This is a genomic window from Luteibacter sp. SG786 (genome assembly GCF_011759605.1).
Lineage (GTDB): Bacteria > Pseudomonadota > Gammaproteobacteria > Xanthomonadales > Rhodanobacteraceae > Luteibacter.
This window is the reverse complement of sequence record NZ_JAAOYX010000002.1, coordinates 414,387-438,371: the sequence shown is the minus strand read 5'-3', so window position 1 is coordinate 438,371 and position 23,985 is coordinate 414,387. Positions and strand designations below refer to the sequence as shown.

Annotated in this window: 25 protein-coding genes; 12 read left to right on the top strand and 13 right to left on the bottom strand. The window is 65.6% G+C overall.

Features of this window, described 5'->3' with window-relative positions; all coding sequences use genetic code 11:
* Window positions 1-26 precede the first annotated feature (26 nt).
* Both FHS47_RS13860 and FHS47_RS13855 read right to left on the bottom strand, forming a co-directional pair.
* Window positions 27-410, bottom strand: coding sequence for a hypothetical protein (locus FHS47_RS13860; RefSeq protein ID WP_167028965.1), 384 nt, complete (start codon window positions 408-410; stop codon window positions 27-29).
* A gap of 192 nt (window positions 411-602) precedes the next feature.
* Window positions 603-815 (bottom strand): DUF3820 family protein, encoded by a 213-nt coding sequence (locus FHS47_RS13855; RefSeq protein ID WP_167028962.1) that lies wholly within the window; start codon window positions 813-815, stop codon window positions 603-605.
* Between the two features lie 60 nt (window positions 816-875).
* Here FHS47_RS13855 and FHS47_RS13850 point away from each other — a divergent pair, with 60 nt between their 5' ends.
* The 9 genes from FHS47_RS13850 (at window position 876) to FHS47_RS13810 (ending at window position 8,573) form a co-directional block, all read left to right on the top strand.
* The gene (locus FHS47_RS13850) at window positions 876-1,376 is read left to right on the top strand and encodes a hypothetical protein (RefSeq protein WP_167028959.1); all 501 of its coding nucleotides are present in this window, start codon (window positions 876-878) and stop codon (window positions 1,374-1,376) included.
* Between the two features lie 102 nt (window positions 1,377-1,478).
* Window positions 1,479-2,873 carry an efflux transporter outer membrane subunit gene (locus FHS47_RS13845; RefSeq protein WP_167028956.1) on the top strand — a complete coding sequence of 465 codons (1,395 nt, stop codon included), beginning with the start codon at window positions 1,479-1,481 and terminating at the stop codon, window positions 2,871-2,873.
* Window positions 2,873-4,006, top strand: coding sequence for an ABC transporter permease (locus tag FHS47_RS13840; protein ID WP_167028953.1), 1,134 nt, complete (start codon window positions 2,873-2,875; stop codon window positions 4,004-4,006). The genes FHS47_RS13845 and FHS47_RS13840 overlap by 1 nt, the downstream gene beginning before the upstream one ends.
* The gene (locus tag FHS47_RS13835) at window positions 4,006-4,749 is read left to right on the top strand and encodes an ABC transporter ATP-binding protein (protein WP_167030194.1); all 744 of its coding nucleotides are present in this window, start codon (window positions 4,006-4,008) and stop codon (window positions 4,747-4,749) included. The genes FHS47_RS13840 and FHS47_RS13835 overlap by 1 nt, the downstream gene beginning before the upstream one ends.
* On the top strand, window positions 4,746-5,675 hold the full coding sequence (locus tag FHS47_RS13830) for an HlyD family efflux transporter periplasmic adaptor subunit (RefSeq protein ID WP_167028950.1): 930 nt from the start codon (window positions 4,746-4,748) through the stop codon (window positions 5,673-5,675). Before FHS47_RS13835 ends, FHS47_RS13830 begins: the two co-directional genes overlap by 4 nt.
* A gap of 45 nt (window positions 5,676-5,720) precedes the next feature.
* Window positions 5,721-6,557, top strand: a complete 837-nt coding sequence (locus FHS47_RS13825) for an alpha/beta fold hydrolase (protein ID WP_167028947.1) — start codon at window positions 5,721-5,723, stop codon at window positions 6,555-6,557.
* Window positions 6,558-6,562: 5 nt separating this feature from the next.
* The gene (locus FHS47_RS13820) at window positions 6,563-6,922 is read left to right on the top strand and encodes an EamA family transporter (protein ID WP_167028944.1); all 360 of its coding nucleotides are present in this window, start codon (window positions 6,563-6,565) and stop codon (window positions 6,920-6,922) included.
* A complete protein-coding gene (locus FHS47_RS13815; RefSeq protein WP_167028940.1) occupies window positions 6,919-7,317 on the top strand; it encodes an EamA family transporter in 399 nt (132 codons plus the stop codon). Before FHS47_RS13820 ends, FHS47_RS13815 begins: the two co-directional genes overlap by 4 nt.
* A gap of 5 nt (window positions 7,318-7,322) precedes the next feature.
* Window positions 7,323-8,573, top strand: coding sequence for a DegT/DnrJ/EryC1/StrS family aminotransferase (locus FHS47_RS13810; RefSeq protein ID WP_167028937.1), 1,251 nt, complete (start codon window positions 7,323-7,325; stop codon window positions 8,571-8,573).
* Here FHS47_RS13810 and FHS47_RS13805 read toward each other — a convergent pair.
* From FHS47_RS13805 to FHS47_RS13780, 6 genes are read right to left on the bottom strand one after another with little or no spacing between them, the layout of a single operon-like run.
* A complete protein-coding gene (locus tag FHS47_RS13805; RefSeq protein WP_167028934.1) occupies window positions 8,548-9,414 on the bottom strand; it encodes a hypothetical protein in 867 nt (288 codons plus the stop codon). The genes FHS47_RS13810 and FHS47_RS13805 overlap by 26 nt on opposite strands.
* Complete coding sequence (locus FHS47_RS13800; RefSeq protein WP_167028931.1) at window positions 9,411-10,478, bottom strand: GNAT family N-acetyltransferase; 1,068 nt, start codon at window positions 10,476-10,478, stop codon at window positions 9,411-9,413. Before FHS47_RS13800 ends, FHS47_RS13805 begins: the two co-directional genes overlap by 4 nt.
* Window positions 10,479-10,489: 11 nt before the next feature.
* Window positions 10,490-11,716 (bottom strand): beta-ketoacyl-[acyl-carrier-protein] synthase family protein, encoded by a 1,227-nt coding sequence (locus tag FHS47_RS13795; protein ID WP_167028928.1) that lies wholly within the window; start codon window positions 11,714-11,716, stop codon window positions 10,490-10,492.
* A complete protein-coding gene (locus tag FHS47_RS13790) occupies window positions 11,713-11,997 on the bottom strand; it encodes a phosphopantetheine-binding protein (RefSeq protein WP_167028925.1) in 285 nt (94 codons plus the stop codon). Before FHS47_RS13790 ends, FHS47_RS13795 begins: the two co-directional genes overlap by 4 nt.
* A gap of 29 nt (window positions 11,998-12,026) precedes the next feature.
* Entirely contained in the window at window positions 12,027-13,430 is a 1,404-nt protein-coding gene (locus tag FHS47_RS13785) for an aminotransferase class III-fold pyridoxal phosphate-dependent enzyme (protein WP_167028922.1), read from the bottom strand.
* Between the two features lie 14 nt (window positions 13,431-13,444).
* On the bottom strand, window positions 13,445-14,152 hold the full coding sequence (locus tag FHS47_RS13780) for an MtnX-like HAD-IB family phosphatase (RefSeq protein ID WP_167030191.1): 708 nt from the start codon (window positions 14,150-14,152) through the stop codon (window positions 13,445-13,447).
* A 237-nt stretch (window positions 14,153-14,389) separates the two neighbouring features.
* Between FHS47_RS13780 and FHS47_RS13775 the strand changes: the two genes are divergently transcribed.
* Window positions 14,390-15,589, top strand: coding sequence for a cellulase family glycosylhydrolase (locus FHS47_RS13775; protein ID WP_167028919.1), 1,200 nt, complete (start codon window positions 14,390-14,392; stop codon window positions 15,587-15,589).
* Between the two features lie 49 nt (window positions 15,590-15,638).
* Here FHS47_RS13775 and FHS47_RS13770 read toward each other — a convergent pair whose 3' ends face one another.
* Both FHS47_RS13770 and FHS47_RS13765 read right to left on the bottom strand, forming a co-directional pair.
* Window positions 15,639-16,277, bottom strand: coding sequence for a DUF998 domain-containing protein (locus FHS47_RS13770; protein ID WP_167028916.1), 639 nt, complete (start codon window positions 16,275-16,277; stop codon window positions 15,639-15,641).
* A gap of 49 nt (window positions 16,278-16,326) precedes the next feature.
* Window positions 16,327-17,505, bottom strand: a complete 1,179-nt coding sequence (locus FHS47_RS13765) for a GGDEF domain-containing protein (RefSeq protein WP_167028913.1) — start codon at window positions 17,503-17,505, stop codon at window positions 16,327-16,329.
* Window positions 17,506-17,667: 162 nt separating this feature from the next.
* Between FHS47_RS13765 and FHS47_RS13760 the strand changes: the two genes are divergently transcribed.
* Together FHS47_RS13760 and FHS47_RS13755 are read left to right on the top strand one after the other, a co-directional pair.
* Complete coding sequence (locus tag FHS47_RS13760) at window positions 17,668-19,173, top strand: DUF1800 domain-containing protein (RefSeq protein WP_167028910.1); 1,506 nt, start codon at window positions 17,668-17,670, stop codon at window positions 19,171-19,173.
* Window positions 19,174-19,181: 8 nt separating this feature from the next.
* Window positions 19,182-20,372, top strand: coding sequence for a DUF1501 domain-containing protein (locus FHS47_RS13755; RefSeq protein ID WP_167028907.1), 1,191 nt, complete (start codon window positions 19,182-19,184; stop codon window positions 20,370-20,372).
* 34 nt (window positions 20,373-20,406) lie between these two features.
* Here FHS47_RS13755 and FHS47_RS13750 read toward each other — a convergent pair whose 3' ends face one another.
* The 3 genes from FHS47_RS13750 to FHS47_RS13740 form a co-directional block, all read right to left on the bottom strand.
* Entirely contained in the window at window positions 20,407-21,159 is a 753-nt protein-coding gene (locus FHS47_RS13750; protein WP_343203527.1) for an SDR family oxidoreductase, read from the bottom strand.
* 129 nt (window positions 21,160-21,288) lie between these two features.
* Window positions 21,289-21,723 (bottom strand): DUF3617 family protein, encoded by a 435-nt coding sequence (locus FHS47_RS13745; protein ID WP_167028900.1) that lies wholly within the window; start codon window positions 21,721-21,723, stop codon window positions 21,289-21,291.
* Window positions 21,724-21,799: 76 nt separating this feature from the next.
* The gene (locus FHS47_RS13740; RefSeq protein WP_167028897.1) at window positions 21,800-23,836 is read right to left on the bottom strand and encodes an alkaline phosphatase family protein; all 2,037 of its coding nucleotides are present in this window, start codon (window positions 23,834-23,836) and stop codon (window positions 21,800-21,802) included.
* Between the last annotated feature and the right edge of the window lie 149 nt (window positions 23,837-23,985).

The following is a 23,985-nucleotide window of genomic DNA, read 5'->3' as shown; positions in this document are numbered from 1 at the left end:
GCTGCGTGCCGCGCGCCACCGTTCGATCAATGCCAGATGCCCTTGATCTGCGACAAGGTCAGATTGTTGATGACGCAGTGGTTCGGGTTGCCCTTCTGGGCGTCGATGATCACCTTGCCGCCCAGGTTGACCGCCGTGGTGACATTGGATTCCATGTAAGCACCCCATGTGCGGGTGGTATCTGTCGCGACCAATCCAGCAGCAGTGTCGTTGCCGCACAGCACCGATACCTGTTGAAGCGTCCCGTCGCTTGCCTGGTCCTCCTTGTCATAGTTGGCTTTGGTGTTGGCCGCGCCACCTCGTACCAACACCCATCCCTTCGGAGCGGGGTCGCCGTTCTTCGCGACGGCAAGCGATGCGCTGCAAAGCAGGACGGCCGCGAGGGCGGTGGTGAATATCGTCTTCTTCATGGGAATGACCTCAATGTCGTGTCGTCAGCGGCCAGAGAGGGACTGCATACGCGCTCGTCCGGACGGTGGCTGGCCGACACGACGCCATCCGCCCGCCGTCAGCGTCGCTGTGCGGGCGTGCGGGGCGTATCGGCCATATGCTGATTTGCGGCGCGATCCTTGCCGATCGGGCGATGGAGATTTCGCGTGGGGCTACTTCGGCCGCAAGGGGTCGAGCAGCCGCTTCAGGCCGTTGTGATCGAGTTCCAGCGCCAGCGCGAGCAGGCTGCCGAGGCGGCCGGGCGGGAAGCCCTTGCGCGCGTACCAGGCCAGGTACGCGCCCGGAAGGTCCGCGATAAGGCGTCCCTTGTATTTCCCATAGGGCATCGCGGTGGTGACGAGGCTTTGCAGGTCTTCGGGTTGCATTTGCTACTCTGGACGACGTGATGCTGGCCGGGTGACCGCTACCGTGGGGAAGGGGGGATTATGAAGGTTGAATCGAAGGCAAGGTGCCTGTTCCTCGCAGCGGCGCTCGCGGCAGGCGGCGCGGCCCATGGCGCCGGTACGGTCAAGCCTGCGGCGCCGTCCCTGCTGGGCACGTGGTCGCTCGACACCTCGCGCATGCCGTTGCCGCCGGAGCAGCGACCGAAGAGCGTCCGCTTTGCCTTCGCCGATGCGGGGGCCGGCAAGCTGTCCGTGCACGTGGACATCGTCTACGCACCGGGCTCCGAGGTCCATTCCGCCTCGGAAGGGTCGGTGGACGGCGGTGCCGTCGCCGTGGAGAACAGCCCCGAAGCCGATCATGTGACACTTCGGCGCCCCACGCCCGGCGTACTGGTGATGGGACTGCAGAAGAACGGCGTGCTCGTTTCCACGCGCATCTACGCCGTGACGCCCGACAACCGCGGCCTGGTCGAAACCAACGTCCATCCGGGCGAAAACGGCGACCTCGTGATGCGCACGAACTACTTCGAGCGCTCGCGGTAGTCTGCCGAGCCGGGCCATGTGCCCCGTGGGCGGTCGGAACCATTCTGAAAGGTAGGACCGCCACAATCTTGCGACCCACGTTCTTGCGGCGGCATTCACCCCATGGCCAGATACCTGGTCTTCGCCCTGCTGGTCGGGGCTGGCCTGGCCGGTTGCGCCAGCCAGCCACTGCCCGATCTCCACGCACCCGTTCCCGGCGAGTGGCGGCACCCCGTGGCCGACGCTCCCGCGGGCGCGCCCGTCGACCTTCGCGGCTGGTGGCATAGCTTCGCCGACCCATCCCTGGACGCGCTGGTGGACCGCGCGCTGGCAAACAACCTCGACGTAGCGCAGGCAGCGGAACGCGTGCGTGCCGCGCGGGCGTTGCATGGCGTGGCCAGCTCGGCCTTCCTGCCGCAGCTGCACGCGAAAACCGAGGATGTGGAGGCCCCTGACGCAGGAGCCTCGTATTTCGTGGCCGGATTCGACGCCGTCTGGGAACTGGACCTGTTCGGCCGCGGCACGGCCTTGCGTCGCGCGGCCCAGGGCGACCTCGATGCGGCGGCGGCCGATCTCCAGGGCGCCAGGGTTTCCCTTGTGGCCGAGGTGGTGCGCGACTGGCTTCAACTGCGCGCCGCGCAACAACAGTTGCAATGGCTGCAGCAGGTGCGCGATGCCCGCCAGCGCCAACTCGACCTGTTGCAGGTGCGTGAGCGCCTGCGGCTGGCGGGCGCGGAAAGCGTGCAAAGGGCCGACGCCGCGCTCGCGCAGGCAGACGCGGCCATGGTTGAACCGCGTGAGACGATAGACGCGAACGCGCAGCGACTGGCTGTCCTGCTCGGCACGGCGGAGCCGGACCCGGCCTGGACGAATGCGGTGCCGCTTCCCACGCTGGGCGCATGGAGCCTGCAAGCCGCACCTGCCGACCTGCTCCGTTCGCGGCCGGAGATCCGGCATGCCGAGGCCGATGTGTTGCGCGCCGCCGGTGCCGCCGGCATCGCCCATGCCGACCGCTATCCGCGCGTCGCCATCGGCGGCTCGCTGACCTGGTCGGCCAGCTTGCAGTCGAACCGTGGTGGTGGATCCAGCCCGGTCGCGTCCATCGGCCCGCTTATCGACATTCCGCTATTCGACTGGGGCATGCGCGCGGCACAGGAGGATGCGAAGCGGCACGAGTTGCAGGCGAGCGTGCTGGCGTATCGGCAATCGGTGCTGGAAGGCGTGGCCGACGTGGAGACCGCACTCGGACGCCTGCAACGGCAAGGCGAGCAGGAACGGCAGTGCACCGAGGCGACGGCGGCGCTCGCGCGCGCCGATACCGTGGTGGCGAAGCGTGCCGCGTTACACCTTGCCGGTGCGGACGAGGAGATCGAAAGCGCCATCGCCCACGACGAGGCCTCGCTGGCGCTCGTGCAGGCGCAGGCCGGACACGATCTCGCGTTCGTGTCGCTGTTCAAGGCCCTTGGCGGCGCACCGCTCCCTCCTGCCGAGCGCGCGACCCAGGAGGGCCGGCACTGATGGTGGCCCTGGCGCGCAAGACACTCGTGCACGAATGGCGCCGCTTCCTGCCGGCGATCCTCGCGGTGGGTTTCGCGGGTATGTTGCAGTTGTTGCAGGCCGCCCTGGTGCTGGGCATCTTCAGCAGCGCGAGCATTTACGTCACGGGCTCGTCGGCAGACCTCTGGGTGGGCTATCCCGGCACGCAAAGCGTCAGCCTGGGTCGGTCCATCGACCCGAACGTAGAGGGGCGCCTGCTCATGGACCCGGCGGTCGAGCGCGTCGAACCCTTCATCTGGCTCGACGCCGACTGGCGCGGTCCATCGGACACGGGCGGCGAATCGGTTTACGTCTCGGGCATCGACCCGCGTCCCGACGGGCTCATGTTCGCGCGTGTGCTGCCGTCCGCATTGCGCATGCGGTTGCGAGAGCCCGATGCCGTGATCGTCGACGAGGCCGACATGGACAAGCTCGGCGTCAGGGTGGGAGACAGCGCCACGATCGACGGCCATCGGGTACGCGTCGTGGGCGCGAGCAGCGGCTTGCGTGCGCTCGGCGGCGTGAACGTCGTCGCCTCGTTGGATACCGCGCGCGTGCTCGATACGGACCCCGCCGATCGCGACCGGCCGACCTACCTCGTTGCCCGGCTGCACGACCCGGCTGCGGCCGATGCGGTGGCGCACCGGATCGCCGGCGCGCGTGGATTCGACCGCTACGAAGTGTGGACCGCCCCCGCCTTCGCTCGCCGCTCGGTGCTCTACTGGATGCTGGACACGGGCGCGGGTGCCGGTGTCCTCTTCCTGGCGGGCGTCGTCTTCGTGGTGGGGGCGATCATCACCAGCCAGACCCTGGTGGCCGCCGTGGCCGGTTCGGTACGCGAATACGCCACGCTCAATGCCCTCGGCGTGGGCATGCGTGCCCTCCGCTGGGTGGTGCTGGAGCAGGCAACCTGGGTCGGCGTGTTCGGGCTGCTCTGCGCCAGTGTGTTCGGCGCCGCGTTGCTCGCCCTCGCGCGGGGACAGGACGTGCCGGTGGTGCTGGACGTGCCGGTTGCGCTCGCGTGCGCGGTGTTGACGATGGGGCTCACCACGGTTTCCGGGCTTGCGGCGATTCGCAGCCTGCGCCATGCCGATCCGGCGAGCCTGTTGCGATGATGACCACCACCTCATCCACCGCTCGCGTAACGCTCCGTGCCGAGGACATCGGCAAGGCGTTCATGTCCGGCAAGGTACGCACGCCGGTGCTCGACGGCCTTTCGCTATCGGTGCGGGCGGGCGAACTCACGCTGATCTCCGGGCCGTCCGGCTGCGGCAAGAGCACGTTGCTCGCCATCCTCAGCGGTTTGCAGCGGGTGGACACCGGCCGTGTGTTCGCTCTGGATCATCGGCTGGACGACCTGGATCCCAGGGCCCTGGAGCGCTTCCGGCTGCTGCACACCGGCTTCGTCTTTCAGGGCTTCAATCTCTTTCCCGCGCTGACTGCCTGCGAGCAGGTGGAATTGCCGCTGCACTACCTCGGCATTCCCCGGCGCGTTGCGCGAGAGCGCGCGGCGCGTTCGCTCGAAGAGGTGGGGCTCGCGCATCGCATGGCCCTGAGGCCGGCGGAGCTTTCCGGCGGCGAGAAACAGCGCGTGGCGATCGCCCGTGCGTTGTCGAAAGAGCCGCGCCTGCTGTTCGCCGACGAACCGACGAGCGCGCTCGATGCCGCCAGCGGGCAGATCGTCATCGACATGCTGCATCGTATCGCCAGAGTGCATGGCACCACCGTGCTATGCGTAAGCCACGATCCGCGCCTCATCGGACATGCCGACCGCGTGCTGTCGATGGAGGACGGACGGATCCTCAACGACCGGCGCGAACCCACGCCACGTGTCCCGACGGAAGGGCTCGTACCATGACGCTTTCCATCTTTCGCCACGCGGCCGCGCTCGCGTTTGCGACGACCCTCCTTGCCGGGTGCGACGGCCACCGCGACCAGACCGCGCCAGCGCAGGTGCCTGCGCCTTCCTATGCGGCCGTGGCCCGAGGCCGCGTCGACGTGGAAGGCGGCCTGTTGAACCTGGGCATGCCCAGCGAGGGCACCCTGGCGGAAGTGGACGTGCACGAAGGCGACCATGTGCTGCGTGGCCAGCCGCTGGCGTCGCTGGATCTGGAGCCGGGCAAGCTCGCCGTCGCGGCGGCACAGGCCGAGTTGGATCAGGTGCAGGCGCAGCTCAAGCTGCTCGGCGACAAGCTGGCCACGACAAGGGAACGTGCCGGCCGCCTCGTCGCGGCGGAGCGGGCAGGCGCCGGCGACGGTCACAGCGCCGACGAGGCGCGCGAGCTGACAACCGAACTTGCCGCCCAGCAGACCGCCATGCGAGCGGAGGTGGCAGGCGCCGAGCAGAAGCTTGCCGCCGCACGCTTCGACCTTGCCCGCCGCACATTGCGTGCCCCGATGGACGCGGACGTGCTGCGTGTGACCGCCCAGCCGGGCGCGAATGTATCGCCGCAGGGCGGCCCATTGTTCGTGTTGCTGCCGCGCGCACCGAGGATCGTGCGCGCCGAACTGAGCGAGGCCTATGCCGACGCGGTACACCCCGGCATGTCGGCCCTCGTGACGGCGGATGCCTCGGCGGATACCGACCCGTGGCCGGCTCGCGTGTTGCGCGTCGGCACGGTGGTGGGACCTTCCTCCCTCGAGGACGATCCGCAGGTGCGTGCCAACAGCCGCACGGTGGAGTGCGTGCTGGCCCTGGACGCCGGGCGGACGCCACGCGTGGGCGAGCGCGTGATGGTCCGCTTCGGCCCCCGGGATTCGCGGATTCATGCGAAAGGCGAATGAAACGGCTGCGTGCGAGCCTTGTGACATCCCATTCGAGGTAGCCGCGTGATCCGCCAAGCCGAATTCTTTCTCGAAGGCGACAGCCGGGGTGTCCTGCTGATCCATGGCCTGACCGGTACCCCGACGGAAATGCGGATGCTGGGCAAGGGCCTGAACAAGGCCGGCTTCACCGTCCATGGCATGCAGCTGGCCGGCCATTGCGGCGATGTGGACGACCTGCTCGCCACCGGCTGGCGCGACTGGTACGCGAGCGTGCAGCGCGCGGCCGACGCGATGCTGACGAAGGTCGACACGCTGTTCGTGGGTGGCCTTTCGATGGGCGCGCTGCTCGCGCTGAAACTGGCGGCCGACCGCCCGGGGCAGATCGCCGGCGTGGGCGTCTACGGCGCCACCTTTCGCTACGACGGTTGGAGCGTGCCCTGGACGGCGAACCTCTCGTTCCTGCTGCCGCTTTTCAAGCGCCTTGGCATCGGGCGCGACCGCGCATTCCTCGAACAGCCGCCCTATGGCTTGCGCGACGAGCGCCTTCGCGAGCAGGTGAGTGCGGCGATGCGCAGCGGCGACAGCACCATGGCCGGGCTGCTCGGCAATCCCTGGCATTCCCTGGCCGACCTCTACCTGCTGTCGGCACAGGTACGCCGGCAACTTCGCGACGTGACCTCGCCCTGTCTGGTGGCGCACGCGAGCAACGACGACATCGCCAGCGTGCGCAACGCCGAGCTGGTGCTGCGCGAGGTGAACGCGCCCGCCGAGCTGCTGTTGCTCGAAGACAGCTACCACATGATCACGATCGATAAGGAACGGCGCACACTGATCGACCGATCCGCGCGATTCTTCGACACGATTGCCCCCGCGCGCACACTTACCGCGATGGCGGGCTGACGGTCATGGCGCCGCTGACGCTCGGCCTCTGGATCGCCAATGTGGTCTTCGACACAGTGGGCCAGCTTGCATTCAAGGCCGCGGCGAGCGGGCCGGACGAAGATGGAAGCCTGGCCCATTGGCGCGCCATGGCCATGCGCCCCTGGCTATGGCTTGGCATCGCCTGCTATGGCGTCGAATTCCTCGTGTGGATTGCATTCCTTTCGCTGGTACCGCTGTCCGATGGCGTGCTGCTGGGTTCCATCAACATCGTGGCGATCATGCTCGCCGGCCGGTGGCTGTTTGGCGAGAAGCTCACCGGGCTGCGTGTCGTCGGTATTGGCTTGGTGAGCCTGGGCGTCGCGATCGTGGGAGCGGGCGGATGAAGCGCTTCTACGTCATCGGGTTCCTGCTGCTTATGGCGTTCGACACGCTTGCGCAGCTGTCGTTCAAGCTGGCCGGCAGCCATGCGCTGCCGGTGACGGCGGATGCCGCGTGGGTGGCGCGCGTATTTGCGCAGCGGTGGGTGTACGGGGCCGTTGCCGGCTACATCGGCGCCTTCTTCACCTGGATGACCTTGCTGCGGCACGCACCCATCGGTCCGGCCTTCGCGGCATCGCATCTGGAAGTGGTGAGCGTGACCCTGCTGTCCGCATGGCTGCTGCACGAGCCGCTGACCTTGCCGCGCATACTCGGCGCGGCGACGATCGTGGCCGGCATCCTGTGCCTTGCCGCCGCTGAGCGGGAGACGCTTGCGGTCGCGCCCGGCACGGTTGGCTGAGTGCCATGCGCAGGCGGCCGTTCCACGAGGTTCCACCGACCGACGGCCTGCCGCTCCGCCTTGCCGACCTGCTGCCGGGCTCCGGTGACCTCGCCGGGACGCTTGCCGCGCAGCTCGGCACGCCGCCGATGCTGCTGACCTGCTCCGGTACCGCCGCGTTCATGGTGGCGTTGCGCACGCTCTCCGAACGCGAACCGCGGCGCCGCGAGGTAGTGGTGCCCGCATACACCTGCCCATTGGTGGCGATTGCGGTGCATGCGCTCGGTCTGCGCTTGCGGCTTTGCGATACACGCGCCGGACACTTCGACATGGACGAAGCGGCGCTGTCGAGCGTTTGCAGCGAAGAGACGCTGGCGGTGGTGCCCACCCATCTTGCCGGGTTGGTCGCCGACGTGGACGCCGCAAATCGCATCGCCGGACGCGTGGGTGCATGGGTGATCGAAGACGCCGCGCAGGCGTTGGGTGCGACGCAGCACGGGCACAGCGTCGGCCTGCGCGGCGACATCGGCTTCTTCAGCCTGGCTGCGGGTAAGGGCCTGTCGATCTATGAGGGCGGGCTGCTGACATCGCGAGATGCCACGCTGCGCGAAGCGATGCGGCGCACGCATGAGGCGATGCTGCCGTACGATCGCGGCTGGGAATGGCGGCGCAGCCTGGAACTGCTCGGTCTGGCAGCGCTCTATCGACCCGTAGGCCTGACTGTCGCGTACGGCATGCCGTTGCAGCGACGGCTGCGGCGCGGCGACACCGTGGCGGCGGTGGGCGACGATTTTCCCGCACGCATTCCCATGCACCGCGTGGGAACCTGGCGACAGGGCGTGGGTGCGAGGGCGGCGGCACGCTGGCCCGGTTTTCTCGCCGAACGTCGCGCGAGGGCGGCGCAGCGCATCGACCGCCTTCGGCGTATCGACGGCCTCGCTGTGCTGGTGCCGCGCGAGGACAGCGAAGGAAGCTGGCCCTTCCTGCTGCTGCGCTTCCCCGACGCGGCACGCTGTAATGCGGTGTTGGGCGACCTATGGTGTGCAGGCGTCGGCGTCAGCCGGTTGTTCGTGCATGCGCTGACCGATTACGCTTATCTCGCCGATCGTGTGCCCCGCGCCCCCACGCCCCATGCGCGCTCCTTCGCGCAATGCACGGCCACGCTGAGCAATAGCGCATGGCTGGATGACGCGACCTTTGAGCGTGTGGCCCAGGCGATGGAGCGCGTCCTCACGACGGACGAGGCGCCGGCTATGTCCCCGTGCGCTCCGCGATAGCGGCAAGCAAGCGCTCGTTGAGCCGCTGCTGTTGCGCCTGCCACAGGGCCAGCTTCCTCGTGTCCACGGTCGGCTGTGCGTCCCTCGCCGAAAGCAGGCGTTTCCACAGGCTGCGGTAGCGGTAGTGGGACACCTCGCCGGTGATGTCGCTGCCCACGAGACCGCTGCGCAGGGTGTCGATGATGGCGAGGGCGTCTTCGAGCTGGAATATGCCCTGGTCCCAGTTGGTGCGGGCCACGTCTTCGGCGAACACATCCTTGTCGATGGAAAGGTAGGCCGGTAGCGGACGGTCGGCCTGGTATTCGCGGAATGCCTCGGTCAGTGCCGCTGCGCTGTCGAATCCGCGGAACGCATGGCCGAGCCCCGAGCGGGCCGCCCACGAGACGTCGACGCCCACACTCCAGTATGTCAGCCGCCCGTCGCGCAGCGGCGCGCGATAGTTCTCCCAGGCGTGGCCCGCGCCGATGTCTCCGGAACCGATGCCCACTACGTGCACATGGGCGACCCGGGGCAGCATGGCCACGCGCCGCACCCACGAACCGCAGTGCACGCCGAACGGGAACAACATGTTGTCCGGGTGGTTGTCGAGGACGACGACCTGGAACGTTTCACTGCCCGACACCAGCGTGATCAGGGGCCAGCTGAGGTGGTGGAAGTCGCCACTGCCGAGCAGCACGGGGCCGCGCAGGGGAAGCTCCGCCAGCAAGAGCTCGAAGCGCCTGAGGGTACGCAGCGAACAACCGAAGCGCAGGGCCTCCTGCCAATGGTCCAGCGGCACCACGAGGCTTTCGGCAGGCGGATCGACCGAGTGATCGATGTCCAGGACCGTGAGGCGGCTCATGCGCAGACCCCCACGCGACCGTTGGCCACCGGCTCGCCCTCGAAGTGACGCGCGAACCGGCGCAGCAGCATCCGCAGCACCGGATTGCGAAGGTATACGGCATGCCGCGTATAGCTGAGTCGTGCGCCGAGGCGCGACTTCACTTCCGGGTCCGTCCAGCCGGCCACGTAGTGGCTCAAACCGTGCTGACGGGCATATTCCAGGTTGTGCATCCAGCTCACGGCGTAAAGGTTGTGCTCGCGCGCCTGCGGGTAGGCGAAGCCGATGTACTTGTCGATCAGCATGCCGCCGTATTCGTAGCAGAGGTTCCAGCCGATCAGGCCGTCAGCGCCCCGGTACATGAAGACAACCCCGTTGCTGTTCGCGTCGCGCAGCACGGCCGTGAAGAAGGCCTTGCTGAGGAGGTCGAAGTGGATCTCGCTCTGCGCGTGCACGTTGCGGTAGAGCGCGTAGCATTCATCGATCGCGGCATCGTCGTCGAAGTACGCCGAGCCCGTGGCCCATGCCTCCACCTGCACGCGATCCCGTGCCTTCAGCTTGCGCCGGACGTCCTTCCGCCGGCTGGACGACAGCCGGGCGATGTACTCGTCGACGGAGTCGAAATCGATCGGCACCCAGGCCAGCGGCATGCCTTCCAGGATGACGAAGCCGCGCGCAGCCAGGGCTGCCGCGAACGCGCCCGTCTTCGCGTTCGCGGAGGTGTTCAGAAGGGGCGAGTCGACCGCCAGGTCTTTGACGATGAGGAGCGGGCACTCGCGGCCGTACGTTGCCAGCAGTTCCGTCACCAGGTCGTCCGCCGCGGGACGCACCGGCACGGGTGCGTACTCGGCGACGGTGCAGCCGACGAAACGCACGCGCCAGTGGAGCAGGCGTCCCCACAGGCGATACAGCGGCAGCGACGTGATCCGCTGGCGCAAGGCTTCGTCGGCCGTGGTGAGTATGTCGAAGCGCGTGTGGAAGGTGGGCATGCCAGACGCGGAGCGATCAGCCGTGAACCCTTCGGGCGGATGATCCAGGAAGTGTTCGACGAGCGACACGGGCTCCAGGGCGGTGCAGAACGGCATGGCTGTGGTACTCAGATCCGTTTCAATGCGAGTACGGCGTTCAGCCCGCCGAACGCGAAGGAATGACTCAACGCCGCGCGCACCGGCCGATCGCGCGCGGTGTGCGGCACGTAATCGAGGTCGCATGCGGGGTCCGGCTGGTCGAGGTTGGCGGTAGGCGGTACGACGCCTTCGGCCATGGCACCGAGCACCGCGACCAGTTCCAGCGCACCGGAGGCACCCAGGGCGTGGCCGTGCATCGATTTGGTGGACGACACGGCAAGGCGTAGCGCATGAGGCCCGAACACCTGGTGGATGGCGCGGGTTTCGCTGAGATCGTTTGCTTGCGTGCCGGTGCCGTGGGCATTGATGTAGTCGATGTCCTCGACGTTGAGCTGCGCATCCGCCAGCGCCTGCGCGATGGCTGCGGCGGCACCGGCCGAGGTCGGCGCGACGATGTCGCCCGCGTCGGCGCTCATGCCTATGCCGGCGAGCTCGGCTAATGGCACAGCGCCGCGAGCGTGCGCGTGGTCCGCGGACTCGAGCACGAAGACCCCGGCGCCCTCACCGAGCACCAGGCCGCGCCGGTTGGCGCTGAAGGGACGGCAGGTATCCTCGGCGAGCACGCGCATCGCTTCCCACGCGCGGAGGGCGGCATACGTGAAGCACGATTCCGTGCCGCCGGCGATCGCCACGTCGGCCAGGCCCGCGCGAATCAGCAAGGCGGCCTGTGCGATCGCATGGTTGGACGAAGCGCAGGCACTGGCCACGCCGAACGCGGGGCCGCGCAGGCCATGCGCGATGCTGATCTGGCTTGCCGGTGCATTCGCCATCATGCGCACGATGGTGAGCGGGTGCACCCTCGGCGCATGTTCCGCGTAGAGTCGCTTCGACTGCTCGTCGTGCGATGTCTCGCCACCCGCGCCCGTGCCGATCACCACCGCCGTGCGCGAGCCGATGCCGTTCGAGGCGAACTCGATACCCGACTGTGCAATGGCCTCACGCGCGGCGACCATGGCGAACTGCGAGGTGCGGTCAAGCAGGGGCAGAACGCGCTCGTCGAACCGCGTCGAGGGATCGAAGCTTTCCGGCACCTGCGCCGCGACCTTCACCCGCAGCTCGCTGGCCTGCGCGTGACGCAGCGGTCCGATGGCGCTGCGCCCTTCCCGAAGGTTCCGCCAGAGGGCGTCGGCGCCCTCGCCGAACGGGCTGACGGCACCCATGCCGGTGATGACGACACGCTTCGCGACTGAACTCACACCACCGTCCCGGTGTGGCCCGACTGAGCCGTCAAGGCGGCCTGTACGGCGCTTATCAGGTGCCCGACGGAGTCGGACTCGAAATTCGCGCCTTCATCGGGAAAGTGGATGTCGAAGTGCTCCTCGAGTTCGAAGATCAGTTCGATGGCATCCAGGGACGATATGCCGAGATCCTTGAGCGTGGCCTCCGGAACGAGCGATGCGGGTTCCACGTGGGTCTGCCGGGCCACGATGGCGATGATCTGTTCGCCGACATGGTCGGCGAGTGGCGAGACGTTCATGGTGCATCCTCCGGTGGACGCGCTCGGCTTCAGGCACGTTTTGCGCGCGTCAGCAGTTGGTCGAGCAAGGCGATCGCCAGGTCGATCTCCTCGTGCGTGATGTCGAGCGACGGCGCAAGCGTGATCACGTTCTTGTACCAACCGCCCACATCCAGCACGAGGCCGATCTTCTTGCCGTTGTGCTCGAGATCACCGGCAAGTCCGATATCCACCATGCAGTCGAGCAGGGCCTTGTTCGGCGTGAACCCGTCCTCGGTGCAGATCTCGGCACGGAGCGCCAGGCCCAGGCCGTCCACGTCGCCGATTTCCTTGTGGCGCTTCTGCAGGTCGCGCAGGCCATCCAGGAAATGGGCGCCCTTGGCCGGCACGCTGGTCTCGTAATCCAACTCGTAGCCCATGCGGATGACTTCCAGGCCCACCGCCGTACCCAGCGGGTTCGAGTTGAACGTGGAGTGCGTGGAACCCGGCGGGAACACCACGGGATTGATCAGCTCCTCGCGCGCCCAGAGGCCGGACAGCGGATTGAGGCCGTTGGTGAGCGCCTTGCCGAACACGAGCACGTCGGGCGTCACGCCAAAATGTTCGATCGACCAGAGCTTGCCGGTGCGCCAGAAACCCATCTGGATTTCGTCCACCACCATGAGGATGCCGTACTGGTCCAGCACCTTCTTCAGGTCGCGGAAGAAGTTCATGGGCGGGATCACGTAGCCGCCGGTGCCCTGGATCGGCTCCACGTAGAACGCGGCATATTCCGCCTGGTTCACCTTTGGATCCCACACGCCGTTGTATTCGGTTTCGAACAGGCGTGCGAACTGGCGCACGCAGGCGTCCGAGTATTCCTCGGCCGTCATGCCCTTGGGCCGGCGGAACGGATACGGGAAAGGAATGAACATCGCGCGCTCGCCGAAGTGGCCGAAGCGGCGGCGATACCGATAGCTGGAGGTGATGGACGATGCGCCGAGCGTACGGCCGTGGTAGCCGCCTTCGAACGCGAACATCAGGCTCTTGCCGTTGGAGGCGTTACGAACGAGCTTCAGCGAGTCCTCGATGGCCTGCGCGCCGCCCACGTTGAAATGCACGCGGCCCTTGCGACCGAACTTGCTTTCCACGTCTTGCGCGATGGTCTTGGCGAGCTGGATACGCCCCTCGTGGAGGTACTGGCTGGCCACCTGCGGCAGCACGTCGATCTGGCGCTTCAGCGTATCGTTCAGGCGCTGATTGCCGTAACCGAAATTGACCGCGGAATACCACATCTGCAGGTCGAGAAAGGGCACGTCCGCCGTGTCGTACATCCAGCTGCCTTCGCAGCGGCGGAAGATCTTCGGCGGGTCCACGTAATGCACGGTGTCGCCGAAGGAGCTGTACTGGGCTTCGTCGCGCAGCAGCTGCGCGTCGTCGATGGCAGCGGAAGCGTGCTTGTCGAATACGTTCATGAGGGTTCCGTAAATCAGGCGAGGCTGTCTTGGATGGCGGGTAGCGTGAGGTGTTCTTCCAGCGTTCCATCGAGCAACGCGGGCAGCAGCGCCAGCGCGTCCTCGAAGCCGGTGATCGGCATGTAGGGAATGCCGGCGGCGCGGCAATGTTCGATCAGGCGGTGCTTGGCGAATACGTAGTCGACGCGGTCGGCGGCGCAGAAGTCCGAGGCACCGTCACCGATGAGGAGGGTCTTGCGGCCGTTGGAAGCGCGGCTGCGCTCGACGCAGGCGCATTTGCAGGTGCCGCTGCCGCAGCCTTCGGCCTGGAAGGGCGAGCTGAAGCTCCAGCGCTGCGGCGGAGTACCCGGCGCCAGGTGGTTCGCCGCCACGGGCAGATCGTCCAGGCCATGGCGGCGCAGGATGCGATGGATGGCGTAGTCGAGGCCATCGCTCACGATGTGCACGGGCACATCGAGTTCTCGGGCCCTCGCCACGAAGGCGGGGAACGCATGGTCGATGCGCACGTTGGCGAGTTCGGCGTCCAGTTCTTCCGCGCTCATGTCGAGCAGCGCCACCTGTCCGCCCATGCATGCGCGGGAGCCGATGAGGCCTGCTCGCCAATCGCGTTCCAGTGCTTCCCAGCCCGGGCGCCCGTAACGATCCAGCAGGGAGTCGATCACGTCTTCCACGGAGACGGTGCCGTCGAAGTCGCAGAGGATGGTCCAGTCGCGCAGGCTCATCGGGAGTTCGCAGTCGTTGCAGGTGGGTGTGGACGCTAGACCCACGATCTTTCCCGCCCCTTTCCGCGCTTTTCACTGGGTTTGCGCTAAGCCGCGGCTAAGGCAGCCGGTATGGGCCTGCTTGCTGCGGGGGGCGTCAGCGAGGCGGCCAGGACTAGCCGCGGCTGCGGGGACCCGGGTGGAATGGTGGTGGCGAAGGGGTTACGGTCGGTGGTGTCACATCATTGGAACGAGTGAATGCTTCCCATCAACGTCAAAGGTGCCCTCAATGCGGTGCTGCTGGGCACGATCGTCGCGGCCTTCTCGCTTCCGGCCGTGGCCGCCGACCTGATGAGTTTCTGGGATACGCAGCAGAAAGGCGCGAACAGCTTCAACAAAACCCCTCCGGACGAAGCCTACTTCAAAGCTTTGGCGGCTACGGGTGCGACATGGGTCCGTCTGACCTTCAGCAAATGGCACGGCGAAGACAGGGACTTCCTGATCGGCAACGCCGATCGCTACCAGGGGCTCAAAGAGAAGGATCTGGCGCTCTTGATGAGAGTGCTGGACGCCGCGTCTTCGGCAGGCCTCAAGGTGGTCATCGTGCCGTTGAGCCTGCCCGGCGCCCGTTGGACGCAGCAAAACAAGGGGAAATTCGACGACCGCCTGTGGCGAGGCGGCACGTATCCAGAGCAGGCGGTTCGCTTCTGGGCGGATCTTGCCGGGAGGCTGAAAGACCATCCCGCAGTCGCGGGGTACAACCTGATCAACGAACCGGCACCGGAGAAAACGACAGGCCTTGAGGAAAACGCGTCGATGGAGGTGCTTCGAACATGGCAGGAAACCCATCGGAACGGGCCCAGGGATCTTCAGGTGTTCTATCGGAACGTGATCGATGCCATTCGCAAGGTCGACCCCGCGACACCCGTGATGGTGGACGGTGGCTACTACGCCAACGCCCGCTCCCTCGCGGCGTGGCCCAAGCCGCTCGACGACGCCAAGGTTCTATATGCGTTCCACATGTACGAACCCTATGAGGCCACCAGCTTCCCCAATATGAAACACAAGTTTCAGCTGCGTTACCCCGGCGTGGAAACGCGTTATGGCGGCACCGAGATCAAGTGGAACCGGGAGGCAGTAGCTGCGCACATCAAGCTACCTTTCGAGTGGGCGAAGATGAACGGCTTAAGTGCGAACAGGATCGTCATGGCCGAGTATGGCTGCATGAGGCTCTGGCCTGATTGCGCCGCCTACCTCGTCGACGTCATGGACGCAGCCGATAAGTATCATGGGCACCGTGCCTTCTACGCATTTCGTGAAGACGAATGGGATGGGATGGACTATGAACTGCCGCCGAGCTTCAAGCCTGGGCAGTTTTACTGGCTCAGGGAGCAAGGAAAGCAAGATACGATTCCTCGGAATGGGAAACTTATGATGCTGCTTGAGAAGCGTATGTAGGGCGAGTGGGACACATGGCTGAACTCCGGATCGCCGTTTCTTCAAAGTCTCAGTCAAGTCGCGGCGATCGCAATCGAAGAGACACGCCGAACAGCCACGCGAACAGAACCAGTACGAAAAAACGGTTCGCGAGGCCATATGGCATCCCCTTGTGCAGGGTGAGGAACTGGATGACGAATCCGGCCAATATCAGGGAGGTCAGTATCCAGGCGGTTCGCCGAAAGGATCGCCACGCGGGGTGCGTTCCAAAACTCGCAGATAGCAGGATGCTTGCGATGAAGATGCTTCCGACATTCACGAGGAAGCTCTGATCGTGGATGGCCCCCGACCGGGTAGACGGCGCGCCGGGAATATCCGTGGGAAACACGGCCGAGACGACCAACCCAATCGCTGCGACCAGGAGCAGAAACATCCCCAATCGGGCGGTGATGGAGCGCAGGCCGCTGGTATGGAGGCCCGCCACAAGTGCCAGCAAGCCGCAGCTCATCGCCAGGAACCAGGTCGTCATGATCCAGCCATGGGGACCCACCGCGTAGTTGCTGATGAAGTTGGTTGCCGGAGCGTAATCGGGCCGCAGGATGTGCAGCGTCAAGAGAGCTACCGTGGCGTAGATGAAACAGGCCAAAGCGGTGGTCGCGAAGGCGACGGATGATGAACGTGATCCTTTCCCGGCGTTCTCGATGGCCATGAGCGAATCCCCTGGCTTCTGCAGGTTATTGGAAGGCTTCTTGATCCCTTTAGCTGTCGGTTGCCGCGGAGCTTGACGGTAGAGCGGTCGACGCCGATGGCGACTTTACGCGATTTCGACCCTCCCCCTTGGCCTGGTAAAGCAGCCTATCGGCCAAAAGGACTAGTTCGGTCACGGAGCGGCGCGGCTGACCGGAGGCCACCACGCCCACGCTGATGGTCACGCCCAGGCGCTCGCCTGAAATCGTCTGCAGCTGGCGCTCCGTTTCGGAACGCAGGCGCTCGGCCACGTTGATCGCTTCCTGCAAGGAGGTGTCGGGGAGCACACCCACGAACTCTTCCCCGCCAAAGCGGAAGATCCAGTCGCGTTTGCGAAGAACGCGCTCGGCCAGACGAGCCACCGCGACGATGACCTCATCCCCGACAGCATGGCCAAAGCGGTCGTTGATGCGCTTGAAATGGTCGATATCGAAGAACAGGACGGCCCGGTCCCGGTATGTCGGCTGCACGTCCCACTCGCGGAGCCGCTGGGTAAAGAATCGGCGGTTGTAGAGACCCGTCAAAGGATCCCGCGTGGACTGCTGGTAATACGAGTCCGCCGTCCGCTCCTTTCGGATGGCCACCATGAGAACGACGGCGATCAGGACTTCCGCGATCATCTGCACGTTGTAGAAGATCACCGCCCACGGCCTGGGCGGGAGCGCGCCGAGCGGTTCCGGCAGGATGGCGACAAAGGGAAGGCTGACCCACGCCAGCACCGCGGCCGCGGCAAACAGAATCGTCAGCGGACGCACCGACGGCAATCGCTCGCTGCGATGTTGCCTCAGTGTGAGTGCGGCGCGCGACATGTAGAAGGCGACCAGGGCGACGCGGAAGCCCGCGCTGATGCTCCGCAGTGGGAAATTGTCGAACACCGCGAACGCCAGGATGAGCCAGACGAGGGACGGCAGCGCGAGCCATCCCATGCGAGGCGGCTCGTCGAACAGCGCCCGCACCGCCTGCCAGCCGAACGCATAAGCCAGCGAGATGAAAAAGGCACCCAGGTGAAGGGCGCTGCGGCCAGGCAGCGCGTGCGGCTGAACCATGAAGAGACAGCCCACCCCGCCCATCAGGAACGGCAGCGCGAACCAGAGGCTGCGTTGCCCGGTGCTGCGCACGAGAGCGGCCACCACGGCCACCAGAATCAGGAGAACGCCGCTGTAACCGAGGAGCGTGGGGATGTCGACCATCGACCTCGCCGGAAGTCAGGAGCGGCCATTATTGCAAAGCAGGCAATGTCGGCGACAAATCCATATCGCCCCTGAAGCAAGCTTTTACGAGCGTGCCGCTGTCGTAAACCTTCGGGCAACCTGTCCGTTAGTTGGGAGTGTTACCCCTGTAACGGAGGTTTCATGCGACCGCTCGCCGCCTGCCTGCTGGCCCTGACCGCCCTGCCTGTCCTGGCGGATGACGCTGCACTGCCGAAGGAAGACGCCTATTGGCTCAACCGGGTTACTTTCGGCGCCGATTCGGCCACCCTCGCCAGCTTTCGCGATCTTGGCAAGCGGCGCTTCCTGGATCGGCAGCTTCACCCGTCGGGTGACGGTCTGCCGGCGGCGATCCAGGCGCGGATCGCCGGATTCGACGCGGTGAAGACGCCCGTGACCGTGCTGATGGCCCAGGTGCGTGACCAGGCCCAGGTCATCAAGGCCATGCCCGATGGCGACGCCAAGCAGGAAGCGCGCAAGGCCCAGCGGAAGCAGGGCAACGAATACGCCCAGCAGGCGCAATCCGCCGTACTGCTCGAAGCCATCTACGACGAGAACCAGCTGCGCGAGCAATTGGTGTGGTTCTGGCTGAACCATTTCAGCGTGTTCCGTGACAAGGGGCGTGTGCGCTGGTTGCTGGCCGATTACACGCAAAACACGATTCGCCCGCACGCCCTGGGCAAGTTCCGCGATCTGGTCATGGCCACGCTCAAGAGCCCGGCCATGCTCGAATACCTCGACAACGCGCAGAACGCACGCGACAAGATCAACGAGAACTACGCACGCGAACTCATGGAGCTGCACACGCTCGGCGTGGGTTCGGGGTACACGCAGGCCGACGTGCAGGCCCTGGCGCATATCCTGACCGGCGTGGGCGTGAACTTCGACGGTCAGCCGCGCAAGATCCGTCGCGACCTCCAGCCGTATTACCTGCAGGAGGGCGTGTTCGAGTTCAATCCCAACCGGCACGACTTCAGCGACCAGGTGCTGCTCGGCCACACGATCAAGGGCGGCGGCTTCGACGAGGTGGAGAAGGCCGTGGACCTCATCGTGAGCCAGCCGGCCTGCGCGACGTTCGTCTCCACGGGGCTGGCGAAGTATTTCGTGGCAGATGACCCGCCGCCCGCCCTGATCGAGGCCATGGCGAAGACCTTCCGGCACACGGACGGCGACATCGCGCAGGTGATGAAAACCATGCTGACCTCGAAGTACTTCATCGCTTCGCTGGGCAAGCGTTACAAGGATCCGACCCAGTTCCTCGTATCGGCCATGCGCCTGGCCTACGACGGTAAACCCGTGGAGAATCCGCGACCGCTGGCGAACTGGGTGCAGCAGCTGGGCCAGGCGCCGTTCGGACGCATCACGCCGGACGGCTGGCCGATGAGCAGTTCGGAGTGGACCAGCTCGGGCCAGGTGGCAAAGCGTTTCGAGATCGCCCGCTCGATCGGCAGCGGCGCCAATCATCTCTTCGATCTCACCGACGACGGCTCGCAGCATCGCGGCGGCTTTCCGCAGCTGACCACGCCGACCTACTACGCGACCATCGATCCCTTCCTCGGCCCGAAGACGCGCGACGCGCTCTCGCAGGCCACGTCGCAGCAGGAATGGAATACCTACCTGCTCTCGTCCCCCGAATTCAATTACCGCTGAGGTCCGCCATGGATCGTCGTCAGTTCCTTTTTACCCTCGCCGCCACCGTGCCCGCGCTGACCCTCGGGGGCAAGGTGTTCGCCGCGCCGGCCACCTCGCCTCGCTTCCTGCTCGTGTTCCTGCGCGGCGGCTACGATGCCAACAATCTTCTCGTGCCGTACGCGAGCGACTTCTATTACGAGTCGCGGCCGAACATCGCCGTGGCCCGGCCCGATCCGCAGAACGAGGGTTCGGCGCGCGCGCTTGACGCGAACTGGGCCCTGGCGCCGGCCGTGCTGAAGTCGATGGGGCCGTTATGGGACCGCAAGCAGCTGGCCTTCATTCCCTTCGCGGGCACCGACGATCTGTCGCGTAGCCACTTCGAAACCCAGGACAACATTGAATCCGGCGAGGCGGGCGACTCGCGCCGCTACGCCTCCGGCTTCATGGGCCGCTTGAGCGGTGTGCTGCGCGGCGTGCCGCCGATCGCTTTCACCGACGCGCTGCCGCTTTCGTTCCGCGGCGCGGGCGACGTGCCCAACGTGTCGCTGAAGGGCAACGGCAATGCCACGTTCGACGATCGCCAGTCGAAGATCCTCGCCGGCATGTACCAGGGCACCCCGCTGCAGGCACAGGCCGCCGATGGTCTGCAGTTACGCCAGGACGTGGCCAACGATCTTAAGATGGAGATGACCGCGGCCAGCCGCGGCGCGGTGAATGCCCGTGGCTTCGCCCAACAGGGCGAGCGCATGGCGACGCTGATGCGCGACCGCTTCCGCCTCGGCTTCGTCGACGTGGGCGGCTGGGACACGCATGTGAACCAGGGCGGCGCGCAAGGCCAGCTCGCGAACAATCTGGACAACCTGTCCCAAGGCCTCGCAGCCTTCGCCGACGGCCTGGGCGAAAAGGAATGGAACGACACTGTCGTAGTCGTCGTCTCCGAATTCGGCCGTACCTTCCGCGAGAATGGCAACAAGGGCACCGATCACGGGCACGGCACGACCTACTGGGTGCTGGGCGGCAAGATCGACGGCGGGCGCATCGCGGGGCAGCAGGTGGCGATCAACGCGGGGAGCCTGCTGCAGAATCGCGACTATCCCGTGCTCAACAATTACCGCGATGTGCTGGGTGGGCTGATGCGGCGGATGTATGGGCTATCGGACAAGGACCTCGGTGCGGTGTTCCCCGGGGCCAAGCCGGCCGACTTGCGCCTGGTTTAGGCGCCGTGACATCCCTGCGGCGCGCCACGGGCGCTCACGCGCTTATGCCGCCATCCACAAGAATGCCCGAACCGGTGACATAGGCAGCGCCTGGCCCGGCGAGGAAAGCCACCGCATCGGCTACCTCGCGCGGCTTTCCGTAGCGGGCAATGGATAGGTGCGGAAGGATGGCGGCAGCCAGGGTGCCGTCGGCCGGATTCATGTCGGTGTCGATAGGGCCCGGACGCACGAGGTTCACGGTAATGTCCCGAGGCCCAAGCTCGCGCGCGAGGCCGCGAGTAAAACTCTCCATAGCGGACTTCGTGGCCGCATACACCGCAATGCCTGGAAACGGAACGGCCAGCCCCGCATTCGACCCGATGGTAACGATGCGCCCGCCATTCGGAATGTGCTTCAACGCCGCCTGCGTGGTCACGAACACCCCGCGCACATTCACGTTCAACTGCAGATCCATCTCCTCCAGCGACAAATCCGCAAAAGGCCCTGCGACAAGGACGCCCGCGTTGTTTACGAGGATATTGAGACCACCCAGTGCGGCCACGGTCCGTTCCACAGCCGCCACAGAGGCCTCCGGGCTGGCAGCATCGGCCTCGATCGCAACGGCATTGCGGCCCAGCGCACGCATCTCCGCAGTGAGGGCTTCCGCCTTCTCCGCCGACTTCGAGTAAGTAATGGCGACATCGGCGCCGTGCTCGGCCAGCTTCAGGGCAATTGCCGCGCCGATACCGCGCGCAGCGCCGGTGACTAGGGCTCGCTTGCCGGCGAGAGGAAGAGACTGTAGGGTCACGGCGGCACCTGATATATGTATCGAGCGATACATAAAGACTACGCGCAACTGAGCGTAGCGGCAAGCGACTTGTGCATCGTCGGATCTGAATGCCTGCTCCCCCGCCTCACCGCCCGAGCGCCCCTGGCGTCAGTCCTCAGGACTAGTACACGCGGCGTACCGATCGCCCTCAATCCGCGTGATTTCGTCACCCCCTTCGGCGGTCACACTGCCCGTGTAGTGCTTGGCACTATCGAAGTCCACATGGGCCGAAGCCCGCGAAGCGCCTTTGCAACTGAGCGTCCACGCCAGCGAGGTGCTCCGGCGTTGCTGGTCCGCCGCGTCGCATTCGCCCGCGCCGGGCGTCCACGCAGCGAACGTGGTCCACGGATCGGCCCCCTCATCCACACAATGCCAATGCACCTCCGGTGTGCCGGCCTTGCCATGCGTCACGCGCCGCACCTGAACCTTCCATAGTCCCGGCATGGCGCCGAAGTCGCCTGCATCGGCGTGGACGGATGCGGCGCCGGCGAGCGAACTCAGAACCAATGCCCGCAAACCCCATTTGCACAGGGAAAGCCTCATCGTTATCTCCTCCTTCAATCGAGAAAACCCTGCCTGCTTTCGCGGGCAGGGTCTGTATCGAGCGAACAGTGAGCGCTCAGTCGGCGATCGCGGTGGCGTCGCTGACATCCTTCCGGGCGAAGTTGAACATGTCCATGAGGTTGCCGATGGCCGGCGCGTTTACCGGGACATACGGGTTTTCCCGGAATGACACCGGGTTCGGCAGGTTGTCGCGACTGCGGGCGGAGATCTGATCCCTCAGGTTCCAGTTGGCCTCGACGAATTTGTCGAACGAGACATGGTCGTAATAGGTGTGCACGACCTTGCCGCCTACGGAGTACTTCGACACCACCAGCAACGGGATGCGCGTGCCGTCGCCGAAGAAGTCGATCGGCTGGATGTAGCCGGAATCGTAGTAGCCACCACCTTCATCGAAGGTCACCATGATCGCGGTGTCGTCCCACACCTTCGGGTTGGCCTCGACCATTTCGACGATCTTGCGCACGTATCCTTCGAACAGATCAAGTTTCGACGAAGACGGATGGCCATCGAGGATGCCGTCCGGCTTGGCGATGGAGACGGCCGGCAGCGTGTCGTTCTGGATGTCGTCGTACAGGTCGTTGATGTCCTGGTTCTTGGCACGGAGTTCCGGGTTGGTCATGACCTGGGTGGAGTACAGGAACGGATTGCAGATGTTGCAGAAGGTGCCGCCCTCACCGTCTTCCTTGCCTCCGGCGAAGCCCTCGCCGTAGTACTTCCAGGAAACGTTGTGCTTCTCCAGCAGCAGCGCCAGGTTTTCCTGTGTGGTCGGCGGGATGGTGAACTGGTCGTCGCCCAGCGGTGCCGGCGTGCCGTCACCCAGGTAGCCCGGGTTGTAGTTGTTCACCAGGTAGTAAGCCTTGGGTTTGCAGTCCGTGCCTTTGAACGTCTGGTACGGCAACGAACGCAGATAGTTCTTGATCTGCTTCACGCCCGGCTGGCTTTCGTCGGAGCAATTGACGTAAGAGCCGCCGCTGTAACCGTCCTGCACCCACCAGTTGTTGGTACCGAACTGGGAATCCGGGTTCTCGATCTGGTTTTCCGGCGGCGTGGCGGGTTTGCCGTTCGCATCGGCGTAGTAGATCAAGGTGCCGTAGCCAAGCATGATGTGGTTGGCGCCCGTGCCGCCCATCACCGACTGGTGGAAGTTATCGCTCAACGCGTACTTCTGGGCCAGTTTCTTGAAGTAAGGCGCGTCGCCCTGGGCCATGTTCAGGAACTGCATGGCGGTGGCGCCTTCACCGGTGCTCTGGTCGGTGAAGTTCGCCGGCTGCTCCTTGCCGTTGCTGCCCGCGCCGATGGTGGTTTCCACCCAGGGGAAGAGATCGTTGCGACAGCCGCTGGGGTTGGATGGGGTAGCGGCCCGGGTATCGCAATCGAGCTGCTGCCACATCTGGAAGAAGCGATGCACGGGGCTGTTGGCATAGGCGTCGTAGCTGATCGACGCATGCAGGTCCACCGGCGCGTTGGGTAGCTCGGCCGGGAAACGGGTATCGACCACTTTCTTGGGCAGGCCGGTGCCGCCGGCAGCGAGCATGTCGTAGGTGCCGTCGGGCAGCGCCGGCTCGATGGCCTGCGCCTGCGCTGCGGACGCGAAAGGTGCTTCGGTAGGTGCGCCGCCGGTGTTCATCTGCGGAAGCGTCTTGTACTTGCCGGCCTTCTTCGGCGACATGTCGAACTTGCCGGTGCTCGAAGCCATGAACTGCGCGGCAAGGGCCACGTTCGGACCCGGCGTGCCATCGGCATTGACGATGCCCTTGGATAGGAGGTTGTCCACGTACTGCCCCTTCGGCGCAGTGTAGGTGCCGTAGACGTGGTCGAACGTGCGGTTCTCGCCGATCAGCAGGATCACGTGCTTGATCGGGGTGACGGTGTTGTTGCTGTTGTCCTGGCCACGCGGCGGCTTGTGCAGTACGACGATGCCACCGGGAAGGCCGGTCTGCCCCTTGAAGGGAGCCACAGGTACATTCTGGCGGAACTGCGCGTCGTGGTCGGGTGGAGTGGTGTCCTGTGCGCTGACGATGCCGGTAAGGCCGACAGAAAGCGCAGCGATCAACAGCGGCGAAAGCCGCGTGTGGCGCAACCATGTAACCATTGTGAGTCTCTCCCTACTGGAAGTCTTCCCCCTGATGCGTGTCGACTAAGGATGTGGGTGGCCCGTCGACAGCCGTGAGCATCTGCCCGGCATATGACGAATCGTTGGCGTGCAGGCGACAATGCGCGAGGACGTGATGACGCTCACGT